This window comes from Sphingomonas metalli, from assembly GCF_014641735.1.
Classification (GTDB): domain Bacteria; phylum Pseudomonadota; class Alphaproteobacteria; order Sphingomonadales; family Sphingomonadaceae; genus Sphingomonas; species Sphingomonas metalli.
Genome location: NZ_BMIH01000011.1, coordinates 1 through 4,947, shown reverse-complemented (window position 1 = coordinate 4,947; position 4,947 = coordinate 1). Strand labels below are relative to the sequence as shown.

General features: G+C 65.9%; 8 protein-coding genes. 5 read left to right on the top strand and 3 right to left on the bottom strand.

What is annotated here, in order from left to right; genetic code table 11:
- A partial coding sequence (locus IEX18_RS18415; RefSeq protein WP_188661395.1) for a type IV secretory system conjugative DNA transfer family protein occupies nucleotides 1-367 on the top strand: 367 nt, incomplete at its 5' end.
- A gap of 706 nt (nucleotides 368-1,073) precedes the next feature.
- Here IEX18_RS18415 and IEX18_RS18410 read toward each other — a convergent pair.
- Genes IEX18_RS18410 through IEX18_RS18400 form a run of 3 tightly spaced genes read right to left on the bottom strand, consistent with a single transcriptional unit; the run spans nucleotide 1,074 to nucleotide 2,949 of the window.
- Nucleotides 1,074-1,997: a replication initiator protein A gene (locus IEX18_RS18410; RefSeq protein ID WP_188661392.1), complete on the bottom strand. Its 924-nt coding sequence runs from the start codon at nucleotides 1,995-1,997 to the stop codon at nucleotides 1,074-1,076.
- A gap of 21 nt (nucleotides 1,998-2,018) precedes the next feature.
- A complete protein-coding gene (locus IEX18_RS18405; protein ID WP_188661387.1) occupies nucleotides 2,019-2,336 on the bottom strand; it encodes a hypothetical protein in 318 nt (105 codons plus the stop codon).
- Nucleotides 2,326-2,949 carry a nucleotide-binding protein gene (locus IEX18_RS18400; protein WP_229664719.1) on the bottom strand — a complete coding sequence of 208 codons (624 nt, stop codon included), beginning with the start codon at nucleotides 2,947-2,949 and terminating at the stop codon, nucleotides 2,326-2,328. Before IEX18_RS18400 ends, IEX18_RS18405 begins: the two co-directional genes overlap by 11 nt.
- 564 nt (nucleotides 2,950-3,513) lie before the next feature.
- Here IEX18_RS18400 and IEX18_RS18395 point away from each other — a divergent pair.
- The 4 genes from IEX18_RS18395 to IEX18_RS18380 all read left to right on the top strand — a co-directional run.
- Nucleotides 3,514-3,762, top strand: a complete 249-nt coding sequence (locus tag IEX18_RS18395) for a DUF4160 domain-containing protein (protein ID WP_188661381.1) — start codon at nucleotides 3,514-3,516, stop codon at nucleotides 3,760-3,762.
- Nucleotides 3,749-4,162, top strand: a complete 414-nt coding sequence (locus IEX18_RS18390) for a DUF2442 domain-containing protein (RefSeq protein ID WP_188661378.1) — start codon at nucleotides 3,749-3,751, stop codon at nucleotides 4,160-4,162. Before IEX18_RS18395 ends, IEX18_RS18390 begins: the two co-directional genes overlap by 14 nt.
- Before the next feature lie 38 nt (nucleotides 4,163-4,200).
- A complete protein-coding gene (locus tag IEX18_RS18895) occupies nucleotides 4,201-4,455 on the top strand; it encodes an XRE family transcriptional regulator (RefSeq protein ID WP_373284603.1) in 255 nt (84 codons plus the stop codon).
- Between the two features lie 90 nt (nucleotides 4,456-4,545).
- On the top strand, nucleotides 4,546-4,947 hold a 402-nt coding region (locus tag IEX18_RS18380; RefSeq protein ID WP_188661374.1), incomplete at its 3' end, for a hypothetical protein.

Below are 4,947 nucleotides of genomic sequence, written 5' to 3'. Positions count from 1 at the left end.
GCACCAGCTCCGCGCGACCTATGGCGAGCGTGCCGGCACGTTCATGTCCAACGCCGGCGTGATCCAGGCGTTCGGGGTCAACGATCATGCGACCGCCGACATGCTCTCGCGCACGATCGGGGACACCACGATCGAATACGATACGGTCAGCACGTCGCGCGGCATCGGCTGGGGCGATAATCGCGCCGGTCCCTCGGAAAGCATCAACGCCCATGTTTCGGCCCGGCGGCTCGCCACGCCCGACGAAATCATGCGGATGAGGCCCGACCAGCTCCTCCTGCTGCGCCAGGGCGAACACCCGCTCGCGGTCGAGAAAATCCGCTACTACGACCAGCGCGAGTTCGCCGGCCTGTTCGATCCGGCGTGAGTTGATCCGCGAAAGCACGAATCCCACACACTGCGTGCCCAGCTCGTGCGCGATTGGCGTCTCGGCCGCGGTCGTGTCGTTGGGCGGGATCGTCATAGCCGATCTCGCCGATCCGCGCGAGCCGCCAGGAGGGCGCTAGCGCGCTTGATGGGTAATCCGGTGCAAAGGGCGGTTTTCGCGCTCCACGGCCCGGAAATCGCCTCCAGCGACCGATTTGCCGGGGACTGTCGCTCGCCGGGATGCACTGCCGGTCGCGCTTGGCTTCCTCGGAAGCCTTGCGGCGCTTGCGCCGCTCAGGCGACGCCGCAGGCGGCACGCAACGAAGGCGCATCGGCCGTCAGGCCGATTCCGCTTGCCCCCTCTCCTTTATCACGAGTGATGATGCTGCCGGTCTTCGGTGTGTGAAACCTCGATAGTCGTAGTGCGTCGTAGCGGGGCACGTTCTGGCGTTTCCTATCGGGGTTTTGGCCCCCGCATTGGAAGAGTTGTTCGGTTATCCACAAACCCGAATCTTTAAGAAGAATCTTCTATGTAATAGAAGGGTTAAGACTCTTACGGACTCATACTCGCATTTTAAATCAACGGCTTACGCCGATTTTCAGGGGCCGAAACCCCGTGATTCGCGGGGCCGAAACCCCGTGATTCGCAGGGGCCATTCCCCCGATAGTCGGGGCGGGGTCACTATCGGGGTTTTGGCCCCCAGCGATCAGTCGGCGGGGAAGCCCATCGGCGGGCGCGGCAGGCGTTTGAACTGGAAGCCCGGATGATCGGTGGAGAGCTGGCACCGTTCGGTGAAGTTAAGAACCTCCTCACCTTCTAAGTTTCTGACCAGCTCCAGCCAATAGCCGGGCAAGCGTTGCCGCTCGACGGCGCGCCGCAGCTCCTTGGCGAAGTCGGCAAGGCGCTGGGTGCTGCCGCTCTTGTGGTGGAGCTGCTTCATGGTGAAGGCCCAGCCGCCTGGCTGATGCCCGCCATGCTTTCGCACGACGCGGTATAGCCATCGCTCGATTCCGCCGGTCAGCTTAAAATAGGCCCGGTCGATGCCGAGGACGAGGCGGTCGGTCAGCACCCCCTCGTAAAGCCAATCGGATATGGTGAACTCGACGCCGGTGGATCGCCCCAGATCGTCGGTCGGTGCCGAGTAGCGTTCGATCCAGTGGAAGCCCTCGGGCCGCTTCTTCTTGCCTTGACGGATGTTGGTGCGGATCAGGGTGGCGCTCAGCCGCTCCAGCGCCTCGACTATGCGGCGATACTCGTCGCCCCCGGTCGGCCGGTCGATCCCGCGCAGCAGCTCGTAGAGGGGAACGTGGAAGTGCGGCGTGGTCGGCTGTCCCGCCGCCTTAGCCGCCCGGAGCTGCGACACCGCCCATATGAGGATGTCGCAATCCCAGATGGTGGCGATGCCGATCTCGGCCGGCGCGGTGACGTTGACAGTAACGGTCGTGGTGCCGTTCTGCACCTGGTAGTCGATCGGCTCGCTGCGGCGCTGCTTGGAGAGGCTGAAGAAGGGCCGCTCCATCATCTCCTGCTCGTCGTGCGTCGGTATGTCGCCGGGCAAGGTGACGAACAGGTCGAGCTGGTCGAGCACTCCGCCCCCCTCGCCTTTTATCCTTTTGACCTTCTTAGTCATACAGGCTCCAAGGCGCTTAGGTCAGCGTCGCGCTCGGCCACTCGGCACGTTTGCGGCGACCGCTTCCAGCGGCTCAAGCCCCCTCGCCTCCAGCAGCCGGTTCCACGCCTCATGCCCGAGCTTCTGCAAGCTCAAGCCGCTATCGAGGCTGAGCTGGCGGAGCCGCTTACGGTCGCGCGGGGTGACAAGCACGTTGACCGGGACGATCGCCGGCGCGGCGCTGTCCCGATCGGCGGGACGATCCCCGGCCGCCGCCGCGACGGGGACAGCGGCGATCGGCTCCTCGTCCAGCTCGCCCATCACGTCGGCGAGCGCCCGGCCGGCGCGCTTACTGCTCATTTCTGATCTCCTGTATCCAGCTCCAAACCTGGCGCAGCTCGTCGGCCGCCTCGCGGGCGGCGTGGCCGCGCATTTCCGTGACGCCGCGCCCCTCAAGCGAGGCGTCCAGATAGACGGTGCGGTCGGATAAATGGGTCGGGCAGACTGCGACGGGGTAGCGCGACAAGGCGGCACGCGCGGCGGTCGCGCGGGAGTCGTTCTTGGCGGCGTTGACGATGACGGCGGCACGCCGATCAAGCCGACGAAGGATTTTCAGCGTTTCGCCGACCGCCTCCAGGTCGTCCGGCGACGGCCGCACCGGCACGATCACCAGGTCCGCCACCCGCGCCGCCTCGGCCTCCGGTTCCTCGACGGCGGGCCGCGTGTCGATGAACAGCGCACCCTCGGGCTTGCGGCGAAGCCGCTTGACCGCTTCGGTCAGACTGGTGCCGTCCAGGTAGATCAGCTCGGGGCGCTCGAACGCGGGCTCGATCTGCTCGCGGCGCGTCCACCATTTGGTCGTAGTGCGCTGCGGGTCGCGGTCGACGATCAGGCTCGGCTCGATCTCGCCCGCGAGCACCGCGAGTTGGCGGGCAAGCGTGCTCTTGCCCGCGCCGCCCTTCTGGCTGACCAATGAGTAGATTTGCACCTTTATGCCCTCTGAACTCGTTGGACTGTGACACTATGAAGGTTATTCGCTCAAAAGGAAAGAGCCTTCCCTCCTACTCCTCGCCGTCGCCCTCATCGTCGTCGTCCAGCGGATCATGGGCATCGGCTCGTGGTCCTCGAGCGGGCATAGTGGCGCGCCGACCGTCTCAAGCAACCAGCTCTCGCGATTGTCCTGCTCCATCGTCTCATTCCTTCTGAAATCGCCCTCGGGGCGAACAGCGGGGGGAGGGGCAGCGGGAATCTGCCGGGGTGGTGCGGGCGCAGCGAAGCGAGCCACGGCCCGGCTGATTGCCGTTGCTGGGAGAGGGGGGGCGGCGCTCCCCTTTCCCTCCGATCGAACTAACGCCGCCGGTGTCGCCGGGGTCTCTCAAGCGGGCCTGCCCGCCCGCGCAAGCGATCGTCACCCGCATGGGGCGAGACGCGCTCGCGCGGCTCGATCGGAGCATAGCGGAGATAGAGCGCGGCCCGGCACGGGGGCGCCTGTGCTTGCAACTATTCCCTACCGCTTGGGTTTTTGTTATATAAGGTCATGCCCGTAGTGTTTCGCATCGGCGGCCTGCGGGTCGTGATCTGGCCGAACGATCATCGCCCGGCGCATGTCCATGTGAAGGGCGCGGAAGGGGAGGCGGTGTTCAACCTGAACTGCCCCGATGGTCCGCCCGTGCTGCGCGAAAGCTACGGCTTCAAGGTGCCGGACGTAAACAGGATCGAGGCGGCGCTGGTCGAGCTGGTGCCGACGTTATGTGCTGAATGGAGTGCGATACATGGCGATTACTGAGCAGGAGCTGGCGCAAGCCGAAGCCCGCATGGAGGCGATCCGCGCGGCGGGTCATGCCGTGTCGGCCCGTTACGATCGACGGCGCGCGCGGGTGGTGGTCGCCCTCAACACCGGGGTCGAGCTGACCTTCCCGACGCAGATAGCCGAGGGGCTGGCTGATGCGTCGCCCGACAGCCTCGCCGACATTGAGATCAGCCCGGCCGGGCTGGGGCTGCATTGGCCCAAGCTCGATGCGGACCTCTACGTGCCGGCGCTGCTCCAAGGCGTTTTCGGATCGAAGAAGTGGATGGCGCGCCAGCTCGGCGCGGAAGGGGGCAGGGCGCGCACGGCCGTCAAGATCGCCGCTTCGCGCGTGAACGGGCGCAAGGGTGGCCGGCCGCGCAAAACGGCGTCAGCTTAAGAGAAGGGCGATGAAGGTCGAGAGACGTTCGACAATGTGTGGGATGCGCTTTGCGACACGCCCGGAAAGGCCGCTGTTATGACGGTGCGTTCCGATCTGATGCGTGTCGTCTCGGCACGGGTGAAAAGTTGGGAGTTGCCCCGAAGGAGAGCGCCGCACGGCTCGGCCTTGCTGAAACGCGCTTGGCGGACCTACTCCGCGGCAAGATCGACAAGTTCTCTATCGACGGCTTGGTAGACCTCGCCGCTACCGCCGGCCTGCACGTCCGCATAAGGGTAGCGGAAGCGACCTAATCCTTTTCCTACTGTGACACTAGGAAGGTTTTTAGGCACTTAGTGCATTTTCCGCTTTCGTTCCCCTCGGCCATGACTCATAGAATCATCATGCCGATCGCGCGCGAACATCGCTGGCTCTACCCGATCGATTGGCGCGAGCTGTCCGCCATCGTCCGCTTCGGTCGCGCCAAGGGGCGCTGCGAGCATTGCCGGCGTCCGCACGGCCGCGACGTGCTGCACCTAGGCGATGGCGTTTGGTGGGACGAGGACGCACGCCGCTGGCGCGACGGGCAGGGTAGGGGGGTTCGCCGCCTGGCCGCGCCTGCGGATCTCGCGCGAGCGCAACCGGGGCTCGCCGGCATCGGCCCGCCCGCCGCGCTGCGCGTCACGCGCGTGGTCCTCGCGAGCGCGCACCTCAACCATGATCCCGGCGACAACCGGCCGCGGAACCTCGCCGCGCTCTGCCAGCGGTGCCACATGCGCCACGACGCGGACGAGCATCGCCGGCGC